Source organism: Bartonella sp. bp_1, assembly GCF_055808085.1.
In genome coordinates this window covers 1,866,720-1,890,005 of sequence record NZ_CM147851.1, presented here as the reverse complement: position 1 = coordinate 1,890,005, position 23,286 = coordinate 1,866,720, and the positions used below count along the sequence as shown (strand labels likewise).

The 23,286-nt window shown below is 46.9% G+C and carries 20 protein-coding genes; 14 read left to right on the top strand and 6 right to left on the bottom strand.

Annotated features, from left to right (window positions below):
* Positions 1–73: 73 nt before the first annotated feature.
* The 9 genes from ACYZ97_RS09345 to ACYZ97_RS09305 all read left to right on the top strand — a co-directional run bounded on the left by ACYZ97_RS09345 (position 74) and on the right by ACYZ97_RS09305 (position 11,102).
* Positions 74–1,237, top strand: coding sequence for a phosphoserine transaminase (locus ACYZ97_RS09345; RefSeq protein WP_473298328.1), 1,164 nt, complete (start codon positions 74–76; stop codon positions 1,235–1,237).
* A gap of 66 nt (positions 1,238–1,303) precedes the next feature.
* Entirely contained in the window at positions 1,304–2,908 is a 1,605-nt protein-coding gene (gene serA, locus ACYZ97_RS09340) for a phosphoglycerate dehydrogenase (protein ID WP_473298326.1), read from the top strand.
* A gap of 90 nt (positions 2,909–2,998) precedes the next feature.
* Entirely contained in the window at positions 2,999–3,478 is a 480-nt protein-coding gene (locus ACYZ97_RS09335; protein ID WP_473298325.1) for a GNAT family N-acetyltransferase, read from the top strand.
* A 242-nt stretch (positions 3,479–3,720) separates the two neighbouring features.
* Positions 3,721–4,989, top strand: a complete 1,269-nt coding sequence (locus ACYZ97_RS09330) for a cytochrome c (RefSeq protein ID WP_473298323.1) — start codon at positions 3,721–3,723, stop codon at positions 4,987–4,989.
* Positions 4,990–5,007: 18 nt separating this feature from the next.
* A complete protein-coding gene (locus ACYZ97_RS09325; protein WP_473298321.1) occupies positions 5,008–5,754 on the top strand; it encodes a gluconate 2-dehydrogenase subunit 3 family protein in 747 nt (248 codons plus the stop codon).
* A gap of 4 nt (positions 5,755–5,758) precedes the next feature.
* The gene (locus ACYZ97_RS09320; protein WP_473300675.1) at positions 5,759–7,519 is read left to right on the top strand and encodes a GMC family oxidoreductase; all 1,761 of its coding nucleotides are present in this window, start codon (positions 5,759–5,761) and stop codon (positions 7,517–7,519) included.
* A gap of 77 nt (positions 7,520–7,596) precedes the next feature.
* Positions 7,597–7,770 carry a hypothetical protein gene (locus ACYZ97_RS09315; protein ID WP_473298319.1) on the top strand — a complete coding sequence of 58 codons (174 nt, stop codon included), beginning with the start codon at positions 7,597–7,599 and terminating at the stop codon, positions 7,768–7,770.
* A 280-nt stretch (positions 7,771–8,050) separates the two neighbouring features.
* On the top strand, positions 8,051–9,340 hold the full coding sequence (locus ACYZ97_RS09310) for an adenylosuccinate synthase (RefSeq protein WP_473300674.1): 1,290 nt from the start codon (positions 8,051–8,053) through the stop codon (positions 9,338–9,340).
* A gap of 70 nt (positions 9,341–9,410) precedes the next feature.
* The gene (locus ACYZ97_RS09305; protein ID WP_473298317.1) at positions 9,411–11,102 is read left to right on the top strand and encodes a hypothetical protein; all 1,692 of its coding nucleotides are present in this window, start codon (positions 9,411–9,413) and stop codon (positions 11,100–11,102) included.
* Positions 11,103–11,213: 111 nt separating this feature from the next.
* Here ACYZ97_RS09305 and rpoH read toward each other — a convergent pair whose 3' ends face one another.
* Both rpoH and ACYZ97_RS09295 read right to left on the bottom strand, forming a co-directional pair.
* Positions 11,214–12,113: an RNA polymerase sigma factor RpoH gene (gene rpoH / locus ACYZ97_RS09300; protein ID WP_473298316.1), complete on the bottom strand. Its 900-nt coding sequence runs from the start codon at positions 12,111–12,113 to the stop codon at positions 11,214–11,216.
* 164 nt (positions 12,114–12,277) lie between these two features.
* Positions 12,278–13,282, bottom strand: coding sequence for an RluA family pseudouridine synthase (locus ACYZ97_RS09295; protein ID WP_473298314.1), 1,005 nt, complete (start codon positions 13,280–13,282; stop codon positions 12,278–12,280).
* 135 nt (positions 13,283–13,417) lie between these two features.
* Here ACYZ97_RS09295 and ACYZ97_RS09290 point away from each other — a divergent pair, with 135 nt between their 5' ends.
* Positions 13,418–13,894, top strand: coding sequence for a hypothetical protein (locus ACYZ97_RS09290; protein ID WP_473298312.1), 477 nt, complete (start codon positions 13,418–13,420; stop codon positions 13,892–13,894).
* Positions 13,895–13,931: 37 nt separating this feature from the next.
* Here the strand turns inward: ACYZ97_RS09290 and ACYZ97_RS09285 are convergent, their stop codons facing one another.
* A complete protein-coding gene (locus ACYZ97_RS09285) occupies positions 13,932–14,561 on the bottom strand; it encodes a DUF4167 domain-containing protein (RefSeq protein WP_473298310.1) in 630 nt (209 codons plus the stop codon).
* A 266-nt stretch (positions 14,562–14,827) separates the two neighbouring features.
* Positions 14,828–15,868 carry a selenide, water dikinase SelD gene (gene selD / locus ACYZ97_RS09280; RefSeq protein ID WP_473298308.1) on the bottom strand — a complete coding sequence of 347 codons (1,041 nt, stop codon included), beginning with the start codon at positions 15,866–15,868 and terminating at the stop codon, positions 14,828–14,830.
* A 206-nt stretch (positions 15,869–16,074) separates the two neighbouring features.
* Here selD and fdnG point away from each other — a divergent pair, with 206 nt between their 5' ends.
* The 4 genes from fdnG to ACYZ97_RS09260 all read left to right on the top strand — a co-directional run bounded on the left by fdnG (position 16,075) and on the right by ACYZ97_RS09260 (position 21,398).
* Complete coding sequence (gene fdnG / locus ACYZ97_RS09275) at positions 16,075–19,170, top strand: formate dehydrogenase-N subunit alpha (protein ID WP_473298307.1); 3,096 nt, start codon at positions 16,075–16,077, stop codon at positions 19,168–19,170.
* Positions 19,167–20,120 carry a formate dehydrogenase subunit beta gene (gene fdxH / locus ACYZ97_RS09270; protein ID WP_473298305.1) on the top strand — a complete coding sequence of 318 codons (954 nt, stop codon included), beginning with the start codon at positions 19,167–19,169 and terminating at the stop codon, positions 20,118–20,120. The genes fdnG and fdxH overlap by 4 nt, the downstream gene beginning before the upstream one ends.
* Positions 20,110–20,793, top strand: a complete 684-nt coding sequence (locus tag ACYZ97_RS09265; RefSeq protein ID WP_473298303.1) for a formate dehydrogenase subunit gamma — start codon at positions 20,110–20,112, stop codon at positions 20,791–20,793. Before fdxH ends, ACYZ97_RS09265 begins: the two co-directional genes overlap by 11 nt.
* A gap of 71 nt (positions 20,794–20,864) precedes the next feature.
* Positions 20,865–21,398: a YcxB family protein gene (locus ACYZ97_RS09260; RefSeq protein ID WP_473298302.1), complete on the top strand. Its 534-nt coding sequence runs from the start codon at positions 20,865–20,867 to the stop codon at positions 21,396–21,398.
* On the opposite strand, the gene ACYZ97_RS09255 is transcribed toward ACYZ97_RS09260, so the two are convergent.
* A complete protein-coding gene (locus ACYZ97_RS09255) occupies positions 21,378–22,415 on the bottom strand; it encodes a sulfate/molybdate ABC transporter ATP-binding protein (protein ID WP_473298300.1) in 1,038 nt (345 codons plus the stop codon). The two genes, ACYZ97_RS09260 and ACYZ97_RS09255, sit on opposite strands and share 21 nt — an antisense overlap.
* Positions 22,412–23,284, bottom strand: coding sequence for a sulfate ABC transporter permease subunit CysW (gene cysW, locus ACYZ97_RS09250; protein ID WP_473298298.1), 873 nt, complete (start codon positions 23,282–23,284; stop codon positions 22,412–22,414). The genes ACYZ97_RS09255 and cysW overlap by 4 nt, the downstream gene beginning before the upstream one ends.
* Positions 23,285–23,286 lie beyond the last annotated feature (2 nt).

Sequence of the window (23,286 nt, the reverse complement as noted above, 5' to 3'; positions counted from 1 at the left end):
AAAAACTTCTATTAGACGGGTCAGTGGGCCACCTCTCCCCAACGAGAGGCTTCCTATCTGAAAGGGTAGACTAATGACTGATCTGAATAAGCCGGGCCTACGCCCGAATAATCCCAACTTTTCTTCTGGTCCTTGTGCCAAGCGTCCCGGTTGGACGCCTGAGGCTTTAGCTGATGCGCCATTGGGCCGTTCCCATCGTGCCAAGATTGGCAAAGCCAAGCTGGCTGAAGCGATTGATCTTACCCGTGAAGTATTGCAGGTACCAGCCGATTATCGGATCGGCATTGTACCGGCATCCGATACAGGTGCCGTTGAAATGGCTCTTTGGTCGCTTTTGGGTGCGCGCGGCGTTGATATGTTGTCATGGGAAAGCTTTGGCGCAGGCTGGGTTACCGATGTTGTCAAGCAGCTCAAATTGGCTGATGTGCGTACATTCAATGCGCCTTACGGCGAGTTGCCGGATTTGAGTGATGTTGATTTTAACCGTGATGTTGTCTTTACATGGAATGGTACAACATCGGGTGTACGCTTGCCGAATGCCGATTTTATTCCTGATAATCGTGATGGTCTGACCATTTGTGATGCAACATCGGCAGCTTTTGCGCAAAATCTCGATTTCGCCAAGCTCGATGTCGTGACATTTTCATGGCAAAAAGTGCTGGGCGGTGAGGGTGCCCATGGTATTTTGATTTTAAGCCCGCGGGCCGTTGACCGTCTGGAAAGCTATACGCCTTCATGGCCGATGCCAAAAATTTTCCGCATGACAAAGGGCGGCAAATTGATTGAAGGTATTTTCAAGGGTGAAACGATCAATACGCCGTCTATGTTGTGTGTTGAAGACTATATTGATGCTTTGAAATGGGCCAAGTCGCTTGGTGGTCTTAAGGCCTTGATGGCACGTGCTGACAAAAATTTTGCAACATTGGATGCTTTTGTCCAGAAAACGCCATGGATTGAAAATCTTGCCAAGGATCCGGCAACGCGTTCCAATACGTCTGTTTGCTTAACTATTGTCGATCCTGAAATTCGGGCACTCGATAACGAGAAACAGGCTGCTTTTGCCAAGGCGATTGTCAATCGTCTTGATAAGGAAGGCGTCGCCTATGATATCGGCGCCTATCGTGATGCGCCTTCCGGCCTTCGTATCTGGGCTGGTGCTACGGTTGAATCTTCCGATCTGGAAGCATTGGTTCTGTGGCTTGACTGGGCATTCAAGCTAGAAAAAGCCGCTCTTTAAACGTGTATTCATAGATGGCGAATGCGCCATCTTTTCTCTTTCTTTTATTTTTTAATGGAGGCCCTTATGGCACCCCGTGTTCTTATTTCCGATAAATTGTCTCCTGCTGCCGTGCAGATTTTTAAAGATCGCGGCGTTGAAGTCGATTATTTGCCTGATCTTGGCAAAGACAAAGAAAAATTACTTGAAGTCATTGACCAATACGATGGTTTGGCGATCCGTTCGGCGACCAAGGTTACTGAAAAATTGATTGAAGCAGCCAAAAAACTCAAAGTTGTCGGTCGTGCCGGTATCGGTGTTGATAATGTCGATATTCCGGCAGCCTCACGCCGCGGTATTATTGTGATGAATACGCCTTTTGGCAATTCGATTACAACAGCTGAACATGCCATCGCCATGATGTTTGCAGTGGCACGGGAGTTGCCGGTTGCGGATGCATCAACCAAAGCGGGTAAATGGGAAAAGAACCGTTTTATGGGTGTTGAAATTACCGGTAAGACACTGGGGATTATCGGTTGCGGTAATATTGGTACGATTGTGGCAACCCGTGCAGTCGCCCTAAAAATGAAAGTGATTGGTTTTGATCCTTTCCTTTCAGAATCTCGCGCCGAAGAGTTGGGTATAGAAAAAGTCGAACTTGATGATCTGTTCAAGCGTGCCGATTTCATTACCCTTCACACGCCGTTGACGGATAAGACCCGCAATATCATTGATGCGGCCGCGATCCAGAAAATGAAAAATGGTGTGCGGATTATCAATTGTGCCCGTGGTGGTTTGATTGTCGAGAAGGATCTGGTTGAGGCTTTGAAATCCGGTAAAGTTGCCGGTGCGGGCATTGATGTTTTTGAAACCGAACCGCCGGCAGCCGACAATCCGCTTTTTGCATTTGATAATGTTGTCTGTACGCCACATCTTGGTGCGTCAACTTCGGAAGCTCAGGAAAATGTCGCCTTGCAGGTTGCCGAGCAGATGTCGGATTACCTTATTCAAGGGGCTGTCAGTAATGCGATCAATATGCCGTCAATCACAGCCGAAGAAGCACCGCGTCTGAAGCCTTTTGTCAAATTGGCAGAAGTTCTTGGGGCTTTTGTCGGTCAGTCGACAGAGGAAGATATTCAGGAAGTCGAGATTGTCTTTGACGGTGCAACGGCAGGTATGAATACGCGTGCGTTGATCAGTGCCGCCTTAGCCGGGCTTATTCGTCCGCAGATGGCCGACGTAAACATGGTTTCAGCACCGATTATGGTCAAGGAACGTGGTATTATCGTTTCGGAAGTCAAGCGTGACAAGTCTGGTATTTTCGATGGCTATATCAAGATGACCGTTAAGACATCAAAGCGTACCCGTGCTATTGCTGGAACATGTTTTGTGGATGGCAAGCCACGTTTTATCCAGATCAAGGGTATCAATCTTGACGCTGAAGCCGGTTCACATATGCTTTATATCACCAATTCCGATACACCCGGTATTATTGGCACAATCGGTTCGATCTTCGGACGTCACGGTGTCAATATTGCCAATTTTGCATTGGGCCGTAATGAACCCGGTGGTGATGCTATTGCGCTTCTTTATCTTGATGCGCAGGTGCCGCAGGTTGTTTTGGATGAACTGTTGCAGGTTCAGGGCATTAAGCAGGCCCGACCGCTTGAGTTCGATATGATGCAGGCTTAAAACCTATTCTAAACGGGTTTCGATTTGGATCGAAAACATTTTTGGAATCAATAGAAAACTATATCTATGACCTATGATGGTTGGCGATTAATGTCTGAAGGCGATCTGGCTGATATTTGCCGGATCGCCGATATTTGTCATCCTGATTTTCCTGAAGACGCCGTTGTGCTGGACAGAAAGCGGCAGCTTTCACCGCAAAGCTGTTTTGTTTTGGATCTGGATAATAAACCGGCAGGTTATCTGATTGCCCACCCATGGTTATTGAAGGAACTGCCGGCATTAAATACCATGATTGATGATATTCCGGCTGGTAGTAATACGCTTTATCTTCATGACCTTGCACTATTGCCACAGGCGCGTAGCAGTGGATGGGCCAGAGAAGGTGTCCAGCATTTTTTCAATGCGGCCAATATGTTAAATCTTGAGGCTGCTTCATTGGTAGCGGTCAACCGGTCTTCTCCTTTTTGGGAGAAAATGGGCTTTGTGATGCAATTGCCGGATAGAAAGATCATTCAAAAGCTTCTGAGCTATAGTGAAGATGCGATTTATATGGTGAAGATGTTTTCTTGATCCAAACCGGATTGGGGCCCGTCTTTTCTAGAATGATTGTGTGTGTCGATGATTCACATAAAAGTGTTTTTTAGAATGGTTCCAGTTTTTCTAGCCTAACCGTAGGTGCGGTTCTTTTATCACGATTTCGTATATTGTTTTGGTTTGACAGCGCATTATACCATCGGAGATGAACATTGTGAAAAGCATATTCCTTTGTGCTTTAACGACTTTCCCATTGAATCGTGAAATGGATGGCGCTGATGAAACGAAAAATCCTTATAGTTCTGGGTGTCGTTATCATATTGGCTGGGGCTTTTGTTGGCTATGTCAATTTTGGCAAGGGGCGTGATGGTGTGGCGCCAAAGTCTTTGGGGCCGGTTGCCGAAAGCGAGGTCGAGCGTGGTAAATACCTTGCAATGGCTGCCGATTGTGCGGCTTGTCATACTAAAGAAGGAAGTGAACCCTTTTCAGGTGGTGCACCGTTGTTGACGCCTTTTGGCCAGATTACAGGTGGTAATATTACACCAGATAAAGAAACCGGCATTGGCAATTGGAGTGATCAGGATTTCCTCAATGCTGTCAAATATGGTCGTGCCAAGGGTGGAAAATTTCTTTATCCTGCTATGCCTTATCCAAATTTTTCTAAAGCCAGCGATAAAGATATTCTGGCAATCAAGGCCTATCTGGAAACAGTTCCGGCAGTTAGAAAAGAAGCACCTAAAAACCAGCTGCATTTTCCTTTCAATATTCGTCCATTGGTTATGGGATGGAATACGCTCTTCTTTGATAAGAATGGGTTTCAACCGGATCCCGCACAATCGGATGAATGGAATCGCGGGGCTTATCTTGTCAACGGTTTAGGGCATTGTGGTATGTGCCATACGCCTAAAAACATGTTTGGTGCCGATAAGTCGGATCAAGCTTTCCAAGGACTGGTATTGCAGGGGTGGTATGCGCCCGAGCTGACATCGAATAGCTATTCAGGTATTGGTGGATGGTCCAAAGATGAGATCGTGGAATATTTACAGTCTGGAAGTACCAAACATGCTTTTGCGACCGGTCCAATGGCAGAGGTTGTTAATGATTCGCTGCAGCATCTGAACAAGGAAGATCTTGGCGCTATTGCAACCTATTTGAAAAGTCATGTCGGTTCCCAGCGTAAGGCACCGGCCGCCACGGTCAAACCGGATGCGATTGCAATGGTGACAGGTGAGAGGATTTTCTCGGCCCATTGCAGTGCCTGTCATGGTGTTTCAGGTGAAGGAACAAACCGTATTGCTCCTTCATTTGCAGATAGTTCCGCGATCCATACACCTAATACTGTCAATCTGGTGAAAGCCATACTGGATGGTACCAGGGCTGTTGCTACCGATAGCAAACCGACGGCACCTGCTATGCCAAGCTTCCGTTATGTCCTCTCAGATGGCGAAGTGGCGGCTGTGCTTACCTATATCCGTAACAGCTGGGGTAATCATGACGGTGTTGTAAATGAACAGGATGTTACACAGCATCGCAAAGATATTCGATGAGATTGAAGGATTATGACTATGAAAAAACAATCATCCCGCTTCTCACGTCGCAGTTTTTTGTTGGCCAGCACTGCTTTTGTGGTTTTTTCAGCGACAGCACCAAGCTTTGCCCGTGTGGTTTCGGCTATACCGAAATGGCAGCCGGGAGATGTCAGCCTGCCAGAATATTTGCCAGATGGGAGTTGGTATTTTTTGGCTCCTGATGAGGTTGAAACATTGGGGGCTGTCGTCGAGCGCCTTATACCGGCTGATGAATTGAGTATCAGCGGTAAGGAAGCGGGCTGTGTAGAATTTATAGACCGGCAGCTGGCTGGAAGTTATGGTACTTTTGAACGTTATTATATGCAACCGCCTTTTGTTAAAGGCACTCCCTATCAGGGGGATCAGTCCGAGTTGGTGCCACAGCAACGCTATAGGATCGGATTAAAAGCGCTTAACGATTATTGTCAGTCACAATATTCGAAACGCTTTGCTGCATTGGATGAGAATGAACGCGACAAGATTCTTGCAAAACTTGAGACCGGCGATATTGAGCTTCAAGGCATAGATGCCAAACTGTTCTTCTCAATCATGTTGCAAAATACGATGGAAGGTTTTTTTGCCGATCCCATTTATGGTGGCAATAAAAATATGGTGAGTTGGCGCATGATCGGCTTTCCCGGTGCGCGTTACGATTACCGTGCCTTTATTCATAAACATAATCAAAAACTCGCACTTGAGCCGGTCAGTATTGCCGGTCAATTGAACCTAAGCAAGAGAGGCTGAAATGATGGCCCGTAAATTACCACATGTAGATGCCGTTGTTGTCGGTTTAGGCTGGGCAGGTTCTATCATCGCCCATGAATTGGCAGATGCGGGGCTGAATGTTATCGGGTTTGAGCGTGGTCCTTGGCGCGATACGGCACGTGATTTCAATATCGCAACTGTTGCAGATGAACTGCGTTATAATGCGCGTCAAGCGTTGATGGTGCCGCCTAAACAAAGCGGTATTACCATTCGTAATAATAGTAGTGAAACTGCATTGCCTATGCGTAATTGGGGTTCGTTTCATCCTGGTAATGGTATTGGCGGTGCCGGTAACCATTGGGCTGGTATTACCTATCGTTTTCAACCGGAAGAGTTCCGTTTGAAAAGTCATTTGATGGAGCGCTATGGCGCAGATTCTATTCCTGATTTTCTTTCTATTCAGGATTGGGGTACCGATTGGGAGGAGATGGAACCTTTTTATGACAAGTTCGAGAAGGTGGCCGGTACGTCAGGTAAAGCCGGCAATCTGAAAGGGAAAAAAATCAAAGGCGGCAACATGTTCGAGGGCGCACGCTCAAGCGAATATCCGACACGGCCGATTGATCAGACCTATGCGCCGACGCTTTTTGCCAAGACCGCTGAAGAAATGGGATATAATGCTTTTCCTATTCCCTCTTCGCTTGTATCGGAAGCCTATACCAATTCGTACGGCATCAGTATGGCACCATGTACATTTTGTGGTTTCTGTACCAATTATGGTTGTGCCAACTATTCAAAAGCGAGTGCTATTACCTGTGTTATCCCATCATTAATGCGTAAGAAAAATTTTACGGCGCGGGTTAATTCCGAAGTCCTTGAAGTTGTTCTTGATAGCGATAAGAAGCGTGCAACCGGTATTGTTTTCATGGATGAAAATGGTGAAAAATGGGAACAGCCAGCTGATATTGTCGTAATTGCCGCTTTTACTTTTGAGAATGTCCGCCTGATGCTGCTTTCCGGCATTGGTGAAGCGTATGATCCTGTGACACAAAAAGGTACAACAGGCCGGAATTATGCCTATCAGACGGCTAATAATGTCCAGTTGTTCTTTGATGACAAGAACTTTAATAGCTTCATTGGTGGTGGTGCCGTTGGCATGAGTATCGATGATTTCAATAATGATAATTTCGATCATTCAGGCTTAGGTTTTTTTGGGGGTGGCAGTGTGCGCGTGGCACCGATCGGTGCAGCACCGATTGCGTCTCGTCCGGTTCCCCCCGGTACGCCGAAATGGGGTTCTGAATGGAAGAAGGCGACAGTAAAACACTATCTCTCGACTATGTCGATCGGTTGTGAAGCCTCTAACTATTCGTCGCCCGCCAATTATCTATCGCTTGATCCGACTTATAAGGATCCACACGGTCGTCCAATATTACGTGTGACCTATGATTTTACCGATAATGAACGCAAAATGGCGGCTTATTGCACATCCAAGGTTGCCGAAATTGCGCGTGCGATGAACCCGGCAAAAATTGTCGAACATCCCTCCAAAGGGCACTGGAATACTGTACCATACCAGTCATCGCATGTGGTTGGTGGATTTGTCATGGGTAATGATCCTTCTAACAGTTGCGTCAATAAATATCTGCAAAGCTGGGATGTTTATAATCTGTTTGTCGTCGGTGCTTCGGCTTTTCCGCAAAATCCTGGTTATAATCCAACTGGTACTGTCGGTGCTTTGGCTTTCAAGGCTGCTGATGCCATCTGCAGACTTTATCTTAAAGATCCCGGCCCGCTTATGTAAGGACGATGGTTGAAGCAGGGTATTTGTTTGTCTATATAGATGCGCATCTAGTTTGTTGATTGTGGTGGTGCGCTTTTATGATCTCTTATGTTTTTCCGGCAATTTTGATTATTATTGCGGGTGTCGTGATTCCGCGGCAAAAAAAACAGGCCATACAGCGTGGTCAGCCTTATGATGTGCGCGCCCAATGGATGAAGGTACTGATTGTCGTTATCCTGATGTTGGCGGTCAGCTATTTTTTCCATGAATGACAGATTGATTTTGATATTACAAAAGAGAAGGCAAGGATGACGAGAATGGCACATTGTCTATAGATTGTCGTTTTCTTGATAGCGTTTTGCCACTTTGCCAATGCTCAAACCATTGAGATTATCCACCTGTTTGCTTCTGAAAAGCTTTATATGTCTTGTCAGGATCAAGGTTCGGTGCCGCAATGGTTATCTTATCCTTGTAAAAGTGAAATCAGGAGTCGCACTTTGATTATGGCTTCGCTATAAGGAAATCGTTTGTTTTTCTTAGTGGAGTGATATGATGGCCAATGTCGTTGTTGTCGGCGCCCAATGGGGCGATGAAGGCAAGGGTAAAATTGTTGACTGGCTTTCTGAGCGTGCCGATGTCGTGGTACGTTATCAGGGTGGTCATAATGCCGGACATACACTGGTTATTGATGGGGTAAGCTATAAGCTTTCACTGCTTCCTTCCGGCTTGGTTCGGGGGAAGATGTCGATTATCGGAAATGGTGTTGTCGTTGATCCGCACCATTTTGTGGAAGAAATCAAAAAGCTGACGGCACAGGGCATTACGATTACGCCTGAAATATTGCGTGTTGCTGAAAATGCTCCATTGATCCTCTCTTTACATCGTGATCTTGACGCTGCACGTGAGAACGCGACTTCAGGTTTGAAAATCGGTACGACTAAGCGCGGCATCGGTCCGGCTTATGAAGACAAGGTTGGCCGTCGTGCCATCCGTGTTATGGATTTGGCCGAGCCGGATACATTGATGGCCAAGATTGAACGGTTGCTGACCCATCACAATGCGTTACGCCGCGGCATGAGCGAACCAGAAATCAAAGCTCAAGCCCTTTATGATGAATTGATGCAGGTTGCTTCAACCCTTCTTCCCTTTATGGATCAGACATGGCGTCTACTTGACGAACGTCGCCGCAAGGGAGAGCGCATCCTGTTTGAAGGAGCGCAGGGTGCCTTGCTTGATAATGATTTCGGGACTTATCCTTTTGTGACTTCATCCAATACGGTTGCTGGTCAGGCTGCAACAGGTTCGGGCATGGGGCCGGGTGCGATCAATTATGTGCTTGGCATTGCCAAGGCTTATACAACGCGTGTTGGTGAAGGGCCATTCCCGACCGAGCAGGATAATGATATTGGTAATTTCCTTGGCACTAAGGGACATGAATTCGGTACTGTAACGGGACGTAAACGACGTTGTGGCTGGTTTGATGCTGTTCTGGTCAAACAGATGGTCGCTGTTTGCGGTATTCATGGTATTGCCTTGACCAAGCTTGATGTGTTGGATGGTCTTGATGAAATCAAGGTCTGTATCGGCTATGAGCTTGATGGCAAACGTATTGATTATCTGCCAGCATCTATGGGCGCACAGGCACGGGTAAAGCCTATCTATGAAACGCTGGAAGGCTGGAAAGAAACAACAGCCGGTGCACGTAAATGGGCTGATTTGCCAGCACAAGCAGTCAAGTATGTTCGTCATATCGAAGAGCTAATTGACGCGCCGGTGGCACTTTTGTCAACCAGTCCTGAGCGTGAAGATACGATTTTGGTAACCGATCCCTTTGAAGATTGATAACAACGTATTAGTAATGCTAGATAGCACCGTACATAATCAGGTAAAGCTAAAAGGCTAAAAAAAATCCATGGCAGATTTTGTCGGTTTATTGAAAAAGACGATTGATGGTCAGGCTCAGCCGACACCGCAGTTGCGCGCGCGCGTTTATGATCGTGCCCGTGCAACGGTTGCTAAAAAACTTGTTGATGTCGATGTCCCTAAAAAGGTTGCCGATCAGCAGCTAGAAGCTTTGGAAGCCGCGATAAAAGAGGTCGAGGCTGAATATGCCAATGTTGAAAAAGCATTGCTTGAGCCTATTTTGACAGTCGAGCCTGAAGAGACAAAAGAGGCTGTAAATATTGTTAAGGGCGAAGCGCCTGCAAAAGAAACAATGAATACGGCACCGGTGGAGACACCTGCTATAGAGCCAGCTTTGCCCGTATCAGCATCTAAGATTGTTCCGGATGCTGAACCGCTTATTTTTGCCAAGCCTGTCGATATAACCTCAAGTGGGGTACAGAAAGATTCGCCAATGGTTGTTGGGGCTGGTGCAACATCTGTGCCTGCAGCCGAACCTGTTTTTGTAACAGGACAGAAGGTGCAGGACGCGTCGGGTATTATGCCGATTGGCGCCGCGGCCTCTCATATTGTAGCACAACCACTGGATAATATTGTCCCATCGGTTGTTGCTACTAATGTTCCTGATGCCGAACCGGTTAATATGGATGGTGTTCTTGCAGCGCAGGCGCATAAACAATCGGTCGATCAGGCTGGCGTGAATGCGACTGCCGGTCAGGCAAAGGGACAAACCGGCGATTTTGATCTGGTTTCTGATATTTTTACTCAGGCAGCCAAGCGCGGTGAGCGTAAAGAGAAAAAGCGCAAATTTCTTATTATCGGTTCATCTGTTGCTGCTTTGCTGCTTTTGGTCACTGCTATTTTGTTTATTGCGTGGGATTTTCTTGGTTCGCGTCTGAATACAAAAACCGATGGCAATGTACCGGTCGCTACCGATAGTAGCAAGGATGTTGAAACGCCAAAAGAAAAGTTGACCCAGCGACTTTTGCCAGATGGAAGCGAGACGGATCCTGGTCCGGCCCAAGGGACTAATGTCGGTGTTGAAGGTACGACAACAGCAACATCAACACCTGCTGCATTGCCAGATGTGCCGGGTGAAGCTGTACTTTATGAATCACGCACCGAAAACGATATGGAGAGCGTTGAGACCGGCGAGGTCAAGTGGACCTTGTTGCATGAGGCGGGACATAATGACGGTCCTGAAGAATTAGCAATCCGCGGCAATATTACGATTCCTAAGAAAAATATATCGCTGATCATGACCATTCGCCGCAATCATGATGAATCTATTCCTGCGGCCTATATTATCGAACTTGTTTATAGTTTGCCGGAAGATTTTTCCGGTGGTACCATACAAGCTGTCAAAGAATTGACATTCAAGGCTTCAGAACAGTCTTATGGGCAAAAGCTTAATGGTTTGAGTTATTTCAAGATCAATGACAATTTCTTCTACTTTACCGTTAGTAGTATGCGTCCCTTTATTGATGGGGATCTGAATGTGATGCGGCAATTGTCATGGATACGTTTGGTCAATGAATATCAGAACAAACGTATTGGTGAATTAACTTTTTCCAAAGGGCCTTCGGGTGAAGCGATTTTTAATGAAGTGATTGATTCATGGAGCAAGGAACAAAGTCGTCCGACTCTTTTTGATGAGCAGAGTAATCGTCAAAATGGTACGGATGCCAGCCAGCAACCTTGATAGCCGGATCTATAAAATTGGTTAGAGGATAGATACCTATAAAGGATGCAGCATAATTGGCTGCTGAATCAGCTTTTATATTTAATATTGTCCAGATTTGGAAATTGCGCCCTAATGGATAGGGCGCAAAGCTTGTTTTTGGGCTAAGGCTGATTGTTTGACGGCCTGTTGAACTTTTTCAAAGGCACGGACTTCAATCTGGCGTACGCGTTCGCGGCTGATATTGAAGCGTGAAGATAGTTCTTCCAGTGTGATCGGTTCGTCATTCAATCGGCGGGCTTGAAAAATAATTTTCTCGCGCTCGTTCAGAGTATCCATCGCCTTTTCAAGCATATGACGTCGGTTTTCCAACTCGTCCTGTTCAATCAAGATTTCTTCCTGAGAATCGGAATCATCGACCAGCCAATCCTGCCATTCACCGCTTTCGCCTTCGCTGGCGCGGATCGGAGCATTCAACGAGCTATCACCGGATAAACGCCGGTTCATCGATACAACTTCATCTTCGCTGACCTTCAACCGCGTTGCAATTTCTTTGACCTGATCGGGATTAAGGTCGCCATCATCCAAGGCTTGAATTTTGCTTTTAACTTTGCGTAGGTTGAAAAACAGCCGTTTCTGATTGGCGGTGGTGCCCATTTTAACAAGGCTCCATGAGCGTAGCACATATTCCTGAATAGAGGCTTTGATCCACCACATGGCATAGGTAGCGAGACGGAAACCGCGTTCGGGTTCGAAACGTTTGACGGCCTGCATCAAGCCGACATTGCCTTCGGAGATCACCTCACCGATTGGCAGGCCGTATCCGCGATAGCCCATGGCAATTTTTGCTACCAGTCGCAAATGGCTGGTAACGAGTTTATGGGCGGCTTTAGGGTCGTTATGCTCATGATAGCGCTTGGCTAACATATATTCTTCCCGAGGTTCGAGCATCGGAAAGCGGCGTATTTCTTCAAGATATCGCGTAAGCCCGCCATCACCGGCGGTTACAGATGGTAGTGTCGATCGGGCCATAAAGCACCCTCCTTTTTCTGGAATTCCCTTTCATAAGGCGAATTCGCTAACGACTGTAGATAGGTATATTATATTTCAATAACAATGATAAAAGAAAATTTTGTCAAAATATGGTGCAGTCTGGCCAAAACGTGTTCTATTCGCATTTCTGCTGTAATAGAATTTTATCCTGCAGTTTTAAAAGCATTGATGAGAGCTGCCATATCCGCTGGTATATCGGCGTAAAAATCCATGATATCACCGCTTGTTGGATGTGCAAAAGAAAGTTCGGCGGCATGAAGTGCCTGACGGGGAAAATTAGCGATTTGTCTGCGTAACGGATCAGGTAGTTTATTGGCTTTGGTTTTGAAAGCGCTGCCATAATCCATGTCCCCGATCAGTGGGTGGCCGATATAGGACATGTGGACTCGTATTTGGTGTGTGCGTCCGGTTTCCAGACGGCATTCAACAAGACTGGCTGTTGCGGTTGCATCTTCATGCGCCCCGAATTTCTCAAGAACGGTAAAGTGGGTAATTGCATGGCGGGCATCCGGTCTGTTTTCATTGACAACAGCCTGCTTGGTACGCTCTCGTGTTGAACGACCCAATGCGGCATCAATACTTCCTTTGCTGCGCGCAGGTGTTCCCCAGATCAGGGCAAGATAGGCACGTTTCAGGGCGCCAGAACGGCCATGGTCGGCAAATTGCGCACTCAAATGTTGGTGGGCGTGATCATTTTTGGCAACCACTAGAACGCCACTTGTATCTTTGTCGAGGCGATGGACAATACCGGGGCGCTTGACGCCACCAACACCCGAAAGTGTATTGCCGCAATGGTGGATCAAGGCGTTGACCAGTGTGCCGGTTGCATTGCCATTGCCGGGATGGACAACAAGACCAGCTGGTTTGTTGATGACAATAATGTCATGATCTTCATAAATAATATCTAGCGGGATATCTTCTCCCTTAGGGAGGGGATCAGCAGGTGGTGGAAGAGTCAGGGCAAGATTCTGGCCTGCTTTGAGCTTGTTTTTGGGTTCTGTGATGAGCTGCCCGTCAATTGTCAACGCACCTTCACGGATCAAGGCTTGAAGACGGGAGCGCGATAATGCGATATCTTTTTGGGCGGCCAACCATTGGTCGAGCCGCAGTCCTTCACTATCTTCACCGGTTTTAATTTCAATGGTCATGCTTGTTCATAGATCGTCTATAACTGAAAAGCAAAATCAAATTACTTGGTGGCTTCTTGCGGCTGGGCTTTCATTTATAACTGTTTCCTTTATATCCAAGGTATGACACTTCATTTTTGAAGAGCTGGAGCCTTTATGAATAACCGTAACGATTCTTATAATGATTCCTATGCGTCAAAAGGCGTGGAAGAAAAGCCGTTGGATCCTGCTGTCGAGCGGGTGCGGCGAAAATTGATGCGTTTGATGGTGATTTCTGTTGCGATCACCATGATATTGATTCTTGCTGTGCTGGTAGCGGTGATCTACAAGGTTGTGCAATCGAAAAAGCCGGTTGCTGTCGATGTGCCTGAAAATGCAACATCTGTGTCGCAGATGGCTGCATCATCCAATGGACCGCTTCAGCGCTTCATCAAACTTGCACCCAATACACGAATATTGTCACAAAGTGTTTCTGGTACGATTGTTTCAATCGAGACGCTGAATGAAAATGGTGAACATGATCTGGTCATCTATGATTATCAGCAAGGACGCGAGCTTGCGACAATTAGAATTGTTGTGCCGAGTGCTGATCAACAGGAAGAAACCGATGATGGTGGTCAAGAGCAACGATAATTCAGGATATTAGAAAGGGCGGTTGAACCGCCCTTTTTTATGCTTCTTCAACTTGTTTGATAGTCCGTCGACGACGGCGCGGACGTTCGGTTTCATCAGAAGCCTGTTCTACCGGTTTGATTTTTTGATTATTCGTGTCATCATTATTGTCAGTTTTTTCGGCCAATGTACGGCGTGGCTGACGTCGACGTATTGGGCGTTTTTCACGATTATTGTCAGCATCATCATTGCTTAATGCGACTTCGCCTGGGATGCCATCAACGTCTGGCTGCGGTCCACTGCCTGCCAGATTATCATCTTCGTTGTTTTGGCTATCACTGGTGTTGCTTTCGACATTATTTTGATTATCGTCATCGCCGATTTCATCTGAATCTTCTGATCGATGCTGGGCTTGTTGGGCCAGTTGTTCCTGAGCAGCCAGAATAATACGCATATAATGCTCTGCATGCTGGAGATAGTTTTCGGCTATAACACGGTCACCAGATGCCTGTGCGTCACGCGCAAGCGACATATATTTATCAGCAATATGCTGGGCATTGCCGCGGATTTTTACATCTGGTCCATTGCTTTCATAATTGCGTGACAGTGGATTGGGACCGCGGCGGTTATTATTGTTGTTATTATTGTTGTTGCGACCGCGCATACGTCTATTTTGTTGTGGCCTCATAGTTTTCTCTTCAGGACAGTTTTATTATCAATTATTAAGCAGGTGGCAGACAAATTGTATTTGTTTCGTCCACGACAGTGCCGGTTTCTGTTTGCAAGTCTGCATCAATTTTACAGAAGGGCTTGGTCATGAGCAGGATTATATAATACGTATAAACCGTAACCTCTTACTCACTAACAGTTTGGAACTTAACGATGTTCGCATGAAAAGCCAAGTCTTTTTTTTAAAAAAGCTTGATGGATAGAAATTCCCCCCAAGAAAATATTTTAAATAATGCTGATTTGAGGGGGGCCGTCTATAACATTACCGATTTTAGCAGCACGATGATAACCACATTTTTGGGCCAATGCCAGAGTTCTTTCAACTGTTTGGGGCGCAACTGAAAGCAATAAGCCGCCCGACGTTTGCGGATCGGTCAGCATATGACGATGGTGAAGTGGACGGGATTCATCGAGTTTGATAAATTCTTTATAGCTTTCCCAATTGCGTTTGGATGCACCGGTGACAAAGCCCGCAGCAGCCAGTTCTTCTGCTTGTGATAAGAATGGCAGCCGGTCGAAATGGATTTGCAGTGTTTTGTTGGCTCCTTTGGCCATTTCAAGGCTATGGCCCAATATACCGAAACCTGTAACATCTGTGATTGCATGTATGTCGCTCTCACCGCCAAGTTCGGCGCCGATGGTATTGAGTTGTGTCATTGAGGCAATCATTTCATCATAGGCTTGTGTGTCCAGTTTGCCTTTTTTGAAGGCTGCCGAATAATGGCCGACACCGAGGCCCTTCAACAATAAGAGGCAATCGCCGGTTTGGGCATCCATATTGCGGCGTAGATTCTGCTTGTCACAAGTACCGATTACAGCAAGGCCATAGACAGGCTCGGGGCAATCGATCGAATGGCCGCCAGCAACTGCGATGCCTGCTTCGGCTGCTTTTTCACGGCCTCCACGTAAAATTTCAGCGACGACTTCCGGTGCCAGCTTATCAATCGGCATGCCAAGAATGGCGAGTGCCATGATTGGTTTTCCACCCATGGCATAGATGTCGGAAATGGCATTGGTGGCGGCAATACGACCAAAAGTAGCTGGATCATCGACCATTGGCATGAAAAAGTCGGTGGTGGCAATGATACAGGTGCCGTTATCAAGTTCGTAGACGGCCGCGTCATCACTGGTTTCAGTGCCGACCAGAAGATGTTTGAAAGGGCCGTAATCCGGCTGGTTTTTAAGCATTGATTGCAGGACGGAGGGGGCGAGTTTACACCCGCAGCCACCACCGTGAGCAAGACTTGTCAACGGTACGGTGTTCATTTTTAATCCTTTATGTCATACGTTCATGCGTATTGTTCCATTATACGTTTTATATGCAATATATCATATTATATCGAATAGATTTTAGTAAATGATTGTCGTTTTCCTTTGATTTTATGCAAAACCACAGGTGAAACTTTGACTTTAAATTAGAATAATTCTATATTTATGTGGTTACAGCTATAACAAAATCGGAGGGATGCCCGATGAATATTGAAATCTCGCGTCGCGCCTTTTTAAAGGGTGCTGGTGCGGGTGTAGGCGCTACAGCCCTTGGGGCTCTTGGTTTTGGCGCAGCGGAAGCGGCGGTAGTTTCGGCTATCAAACCGTTCCGGCTGGCGGCAACCACGCAGGCGCGTCAAACCTGTACCTATTGTTCTGTCGCCTGTGGAATTATTCTGTATTCCAAAGGTTCGCTAGAAGATGGTTCGGCCAAGGTCGTTCACGTTGAAGGCGATGTCGATCATCCGACCAATTTGGGGACGCTATGCCCAAAAGGTGCGGCTCTGCTCGATACCATCCATTCTGAAACCCGGTTGACGAAACCTAAAATCCGTAAGGCGGGTTCTGATAAGTTTGAAGAAATTTCATGGGATGAGGCGCTGGATAAGATTGCCCGTTACATGAAAGATGATCGTGATGCCAATTTTCAGGCAAGGAACGATAAAGGCCAGACCGTCAATCGCTGGCTAACAACGGGTTTTTTGGCGGCTTCCGCTACAACCAACGAAACGGCTTTTTGCACTTATAAGGTTGTGCGTTCGGCCGGGATGCTTGTATTCGATAATCAAGCACGCGTTTGACACGGCCCCACGGTGTCCAGTCTGGGCCCAACTTTCGGTCGTGGCGCGATGACAAATGCTTGGACAGATATCCGAGCAACTGACTTGGTTGTCATTATGGGTGGTAATGCTGCTGAAGCGCATCCCTGTGGCTTCAAATGGGTTACTCATGCCAAAGAGCATCGCGGTGCAAAGCTTATTGTTGTTGATCCACGCTTTACCCGTTCTGCGTCGGTTGCTGATTATTATGCGCCGATCCGTCAAGGCACGGATATTGCATTTTTGTCAGGCGTCATCAATTATTGTATGACCAATGACAAGGTGCAGCATGAATATGTCAAGCACTTCACCAATGCCGGTCTTATCATCAAGGAAGGTTTTACATTCGAAGATGGTTTGTTCAGTGGCTATGATGAAACCAGGCGTGATTACGACCGTTCGACATGGTCCTATGAAATGGACGATGACGGATATGCAAAAATCGATGAAACGCTGACCCATCCGCGTTCTGTCTGGCAGCTGTTGAAAAAGCATGTCAGCATTTATACGCCGGAAATGGTCGAACGTATCTGTGGCACACCGAAGGAAAAATTCCTTAAAGTGTGTGAGATGATTGCAGAGACTTCAAGTCCGACCAAGACAATGACATCCATGTATGCGCTTGGATGGACCCAGCATTCCAAAGGATCTCAGAATATCCGGACGATGGCGATGCTGCAATTGCTGCTTGGCAATATTGGTGTTCGTGGCGGTGGAATGAATGCGTTGCGCGGCCATTCGAATATTCAGGGTTTGACAGATGTCGGTCTGATGTCGAATCTTATTCCGGGTTATATGAATATTCCGATGGAAGCCGAGACGACACTTGAGAAATATCTCTCGACCCGTAAATTCAAACCATTGCGTCCTAATCAGGTCAGCTATTGGCAGAATTATGACAAGTTCTTTGTTTCCTTCATGAAGTCCATGTGGGGCAGCGCGGCAACAGTCGATAATGATTGGGCCTATGACTATCTGCCTAAGCTTGATATCGCCAATTATGATATCTTGAAAGCCATTGACCTGATGGATAACAACGAGATGAACGGTTATTTCTGTCAGGGCTTCAATCCTGTTTTGGCTTTCCCTAATCGTGGCAAGGTGACACGGGCTTTGGGCAAGTTGAAATATCTGGTTGTTATGGATCCTCTGGAAACAGAGACAGCGCGGTTCTGGGAAAATCATGGTGATTTTAACGATGTTGATTCATCACAGATCCGGACAGAAGTTTTCCAGTTGCCAACCAGCTGTTTTGCCGAGGATGAAGGTGCTGTTGTCAATTCGGGCCGCTGGCTGCAATGGCATTGGCCGGGACAGAAGCCGCCGGGAGATGCCAAGGTTGATACATGGATTATGGCGCAGATCTGGTTGCGGCTGAAAAAGCTCTATGAAAAAGAGGGTGGGGCCTTCCCTGATCCGATTGTCAATCTGCATTGGCCCTATGAGGATGAGAACGAACCACATCCGGCTGAGCTGGCCAAGGAAATGAATGGGTATGTGTTGGAGGATGTTTATGATCCTGACGACCCGACCAAGAAGATCCTTGAGAAAGGCAAACAGGTTGCGGGTTTTGCCGCTTTGCGTAACGATGGTACGACGGCTTCAGGTTGCTGGATTTATGCGGGCAGCTATACAGAAGCTGGTAACATCATGGCATTGCGTGACAATACCGACTATGATGAAAGTGGTCTTTATCCTAAATGGACTTTCTCCTGGCCGGCCAACCGACGCATTATTTACAATCGTGCATCGGCTGATCTTGATGGCAAGGCGTGGGATCCTACCCGTAAAATCATTGAATGGGACGGTACCAAGTGGACCGGTTTCGATGTGCCGGATATTCCGCCTACATCCAAACCGCGTGATGTTGGTCCTTTCATCATGAATGCGGAAGGTTCTGCCCGTCTGTTTTCGCTTGCCGGTCTTCGTGACGGGCCGTTCCCGACTCATTACGAGCCGTTCGAATCGCCGATTGTCAATCCGGTTGCGCCACATATTCGGGGCAATCCAGTTGCACGCATTTTCGAAGAAGATCTCAAGCAGTTGGGTACCAGTGATGAGTTTCCTTATGCGGGAACCTCTTATCGTCTGACTGAGCATTTCCACTACTGGACTAAAAATAACCGTGTAAATGCGGCTTTGCAGCCCCAGTTCTTTGTGGAAATCTCGGAAGAATTGGCTGCTGAAAAAGGTGTGGTCAAGGGGGATTGGGTACGTGTCTGGAATAAACGCGGGCAGGTTTTTGCTAAAGCGCTTGTTACCAAACGTATCCGTCCGCTCATCTGTGATGGTAAGACTGTCCATGTGATTGGCATTCCATTGCATTGGGGTTTTGTCGGTGCTGCACGTAAGGGATTTGGACCCAACAGTCTGACCCCCTTTGTCGGTGACGCCAATTCGCAAACCCCCGAGTTCAAGGCTTTCTTGATCAATATGGAAAAATCAAGAGCACCGGTTGATAAAGGAGGAGTAAAATCATGACGATCAGTGTAAATCCTCCAACTGAAGCAAAGGATGTTACCCATCAGTTCGGTCCTGAAGATTATATCCGGGTTTCGGCAACATCTGAGTTGCCAACGCCGACACGCAAGTTGGAAGAAATTGCTAAACTGATCGATGTATCACGTTGTATCGGTTGCAAGTCCTGTCAGTCTGCCTGTACCGAATGGAACGAATTGTCACCGGCAATCGAGGAAAATGTCGGTGTTTATGAAAATCCGCATGATCTTTCACCCGATGCGTTTACGATTATGCGTTTTACTGAATGGGTCAATCCCGAGACCGATACATTCGAGTGGCTGATCCGTAAGGATGGTTGCATGCATTGTGCGGAACCGGGTTGCCTAACCGCCTGTCCGGCACCGGGTGCAATTGTACAATATTCCAATGGCGTGGTAGATTTTGTTCATGATAAATGTATCGGTTGCGGCTATTGTATCAAAGGCTGCCCGTTCAATATTCCGCGTGTATCAAAAACAGACCACAAGGCATATAAATGTACGCTTTGTTCGGATCGGCTTGCCGTTGGTCAAAAACCGGCCTGTGCTAAATCCTGTCCAACCGAGGCGATTATGTTCGGTCCCAAGGCAGAATTGAAAGAGCATGCCAAAGAACGGATTACCGATCTGCAATCACGCGGTTACAAAGATGCCGGTCTTTACGATCCAGAAGGCGTGGGTGGCACCCATGTGATGTATCTTCTACATCATGCCGATAAGCCATCTATCTATGCCAATCTTCCTGAGGCGCCACGTATTTCGCCAATTGTCAAAACATGGAAAGGCATTTCTAAATATTTCGGGCTTGGGGCTATTGGTGCGGCTATCGTTGCAACCGGGGCTCATGCGTTTATCTTCGGACCGAGCCGTTTGAAGAAGCGGGATGAGGAAGAAGCCAAGAAAAAGCTGGAGGAGGCTGAACATGAATCCTAAGCTTGTTGAAAAAGGAGATGCCGTTCACGATGGTGATCCGGTGATTGTCAGCCGTTATACGGTTGGCGCACGGATTAACCATTGGGTTGCTGCGGGTTCAATGATTATTTTGGCCTTTACAGGCTTGATGATGTATTGGCCCCTGTTTTTTCCTTTGTCGGAATTTGTTGGTGGCGGTCAGCTTATCCGTGCTGTCCATCCATGGATTGGTGTTGTTATGCTGTTCAGTTTTGCCGGGTTGTTCTTTCGCTTCTGGCGCTTGAATATCTGGGAAGATTCAGATTTGAAGTGGGCAATGAAGATCAAGGATGTTTTGGCGGGTAATGAGGAAGAGTTGCCAGCTATCGGTAAATATAATTTCGGCCAGAAATGTATTTTCTGGGTGATGTCAATCGGGCTTGTCATGCTGATTGTGTCAGGGCTTATGATCTGGAATGTCTATTTCGGCAGTTTCTTTTCTATTCCGATGCAGCGTTGGGCTTTGATTGTCCATTCGATGGTGGCTGCCGGTATTATCGCGGTCTGGATTTTCCATATGTATGCCGTTTATTGGATTCGTGGTTCCTTGCGGGCGATGGTTCGTGGCAAGGTGACTGGCGGTTTTGCCAATGTCCATCACCGGAAATGGTATGATGCGATGTTGAAAACAAAAAAGACCGATGAAGCAAAATAATATTTTATTTTGATAGAAAGGGCCATCCCTATGAAGGGATGGCCTTTTTGGTTTTGAGAGTGTGGAAAGATATGGACAATAAGATCAGCATGGCCATTAGTGTTGATGAAATGGCACAATATGCGCAAGAACTGATGCTGACCCGTTTTTTCAATCGCAAAGCCATGATCAAGGTATTGCTGGTTATGTTGGTTTTTGTTGCCAGCGGCATTGCCTTTTTAATCTTCTGGCTGTCGGACGGTGTGACTGTTGATATCCAAGAAATAGCCGGTTATGCGCTGCTTTTTTTTGCTGTGTTGATATTGGCTGAAATGTTGATTGTAATGGTTATGGCCTATGGTGTCGCGCCGTGGATGGCTCGTAAATATTATCGTAATAATCAGCAGCTTATGATCGAAGTTCAAATGTCATGGAATGATAAGAAAGCGATATTCAAGAGCTCTTTTGGTGAAAACCATTATGAGTGGCACATGTTTCGCAAGATTGTACCGCTTAAAAATTATCTATCTTTCTGGATTAGCGACAGACAAACCATGCCGATACCGAAGAAATATCTGACGCCCTCGCAGATCGAGCAAATTTGCTCATATGTCACGAGGGGATGAGAAAATACGGGCACGGGAAATACCAAGATAGCCTGTATCATTGATAGCCACTTCAACTTCTGGCGCGACATCCAGCTCCAAAGTTTCATGGTCTTTTGTGGTTACAATTAAGCGGCGCTTACCGGGGCGGTCCATAATCCTTGTAACACTGACTTCGATTGTATCCTTGGCTTTTTTCTGCCAGATGAGATCATCGGGGCGGATATAGATTTCGGCCGGTCCGTCCTGGAGATGGCTTGCATCGAATATGCGTCCGCCGAATGCAGCTTTGCCGTCTTTGACGGTTGTTTTGAGAATATGGGTATCACCTAGAAATTGCATGACAAAGGATGATGCAGGTTCGGTGCAAACTTCGCGTGGAGTGCCAAGCTGTTCGATTTTGCCTTGCTTCAAGATGACAACGCGATCAGCAAGATCAAGCGCTTCTTCCTGATCGTGGGTAACGAAGAGTGTGGTAATGCCCAGATCATCATGAATCTTGCGTAACCAGCGGCGTAAATCACGGCGTACATTGGCATCCAATGCCCCGAAAGGCTCGTCGAGTAGCAATACTTTCGGATCAACGGCCAAAGCACGGGCCAAGGCGACACGCTGTTTTTGACCGCCGGAGAGTTGTGCCGGAAAACGATTGCCTAATTGAGGCAATTGGATGAGTGCAAGCAGTTCTTTGACACGGGCGTCAATTTCGGCTTTGCTACGCTTTTTGGCACGCTTTGTTTTCATGCCAAAAGCGATATTTTCTGCAATGGTCATATGGGGAAAGAGTGCATAATGTTGGAAGACAAAACCAACGCCGCGTTCGCGTACAGCGATATTGGTTGCGTCTTCCTCGCCGAAAAGGATATGGCCGGAATCGGGAAACTCAAGGCCGGCAACCATACGTAGCAGCGTTGTCTTGCCCGAACCGGAGGGGCCGAGCAATGCAATAAGCTCGCCGCTTTTGATATCAAGTGAGACATCATGTACAGCACGGAAGGTGCTGAAGGTTTTGACCACATGATCGAGTGTAATTTTCATGAGGCTTCTCCGATTGTATCTTTTTGAGGCTTGCGCCGTCCGGCCCCGTGTTTTTCAAGCCAGACCTTGGCGATAATGGTAATAACGGCCAAAATGGCCAGAATAGAGGCCGAAGCAAAAGCCCCGACTGTATCATAATCATGATAGAGGAGTTCGATATGCAGTGGCAGTGTATTGGTGTCGCCACGTATATTGCCTGAAACAATAGAGACGGCACCAAACTCGCCCATGACACGTGCATTGCATAAAATAACACCATAAAGCAGCGCCCATTTGATATTGGGCAGTGTGACCTGAAAAAAGGTCTTTAATCCGCTTGCACCAAGTGATGTAGCGGCTTCTTCCATGTCTCGGCCTTGTGCCTGCATTAAAGGAATGAGTTCGCGTGCAACAAAGGGAGCCGTCACAAACATGGATGCCAATATGATACCGGGCAGGGCAAACATGATTTTTATATTATGGTCGTTCAACCACTCACCGAAAAAGCCTTGTAGGCCATAGACGAAAAGATAGGATGTGCCGGCAACGATTGGTGAAATAGAGAATGGGATTTCAATGATAACCAATAGTAGGCGGCGTCCGATAAAATCGAATTTGGTAATGGCCCATGCAGACATGATACCAAAAATAGTATTGACGGGAACGGCAATCAACGCGACTGTCACAGTGAGAAAAATAGCGTTCTTTGTATCTGGCATGGCAAGTGCGGCACGAAACACCGGTAGACCACGGGCAAAGGCCTGATAGGTGATGACGCCCAATGGCGCCAATAGAAATAGGGCTGAGACCACAACAATAATAATGATGAGCGGAATACGGATGGCCGCTTGATCGCCGATACGTACAGAACGGTTATCATGGGTAGACATGG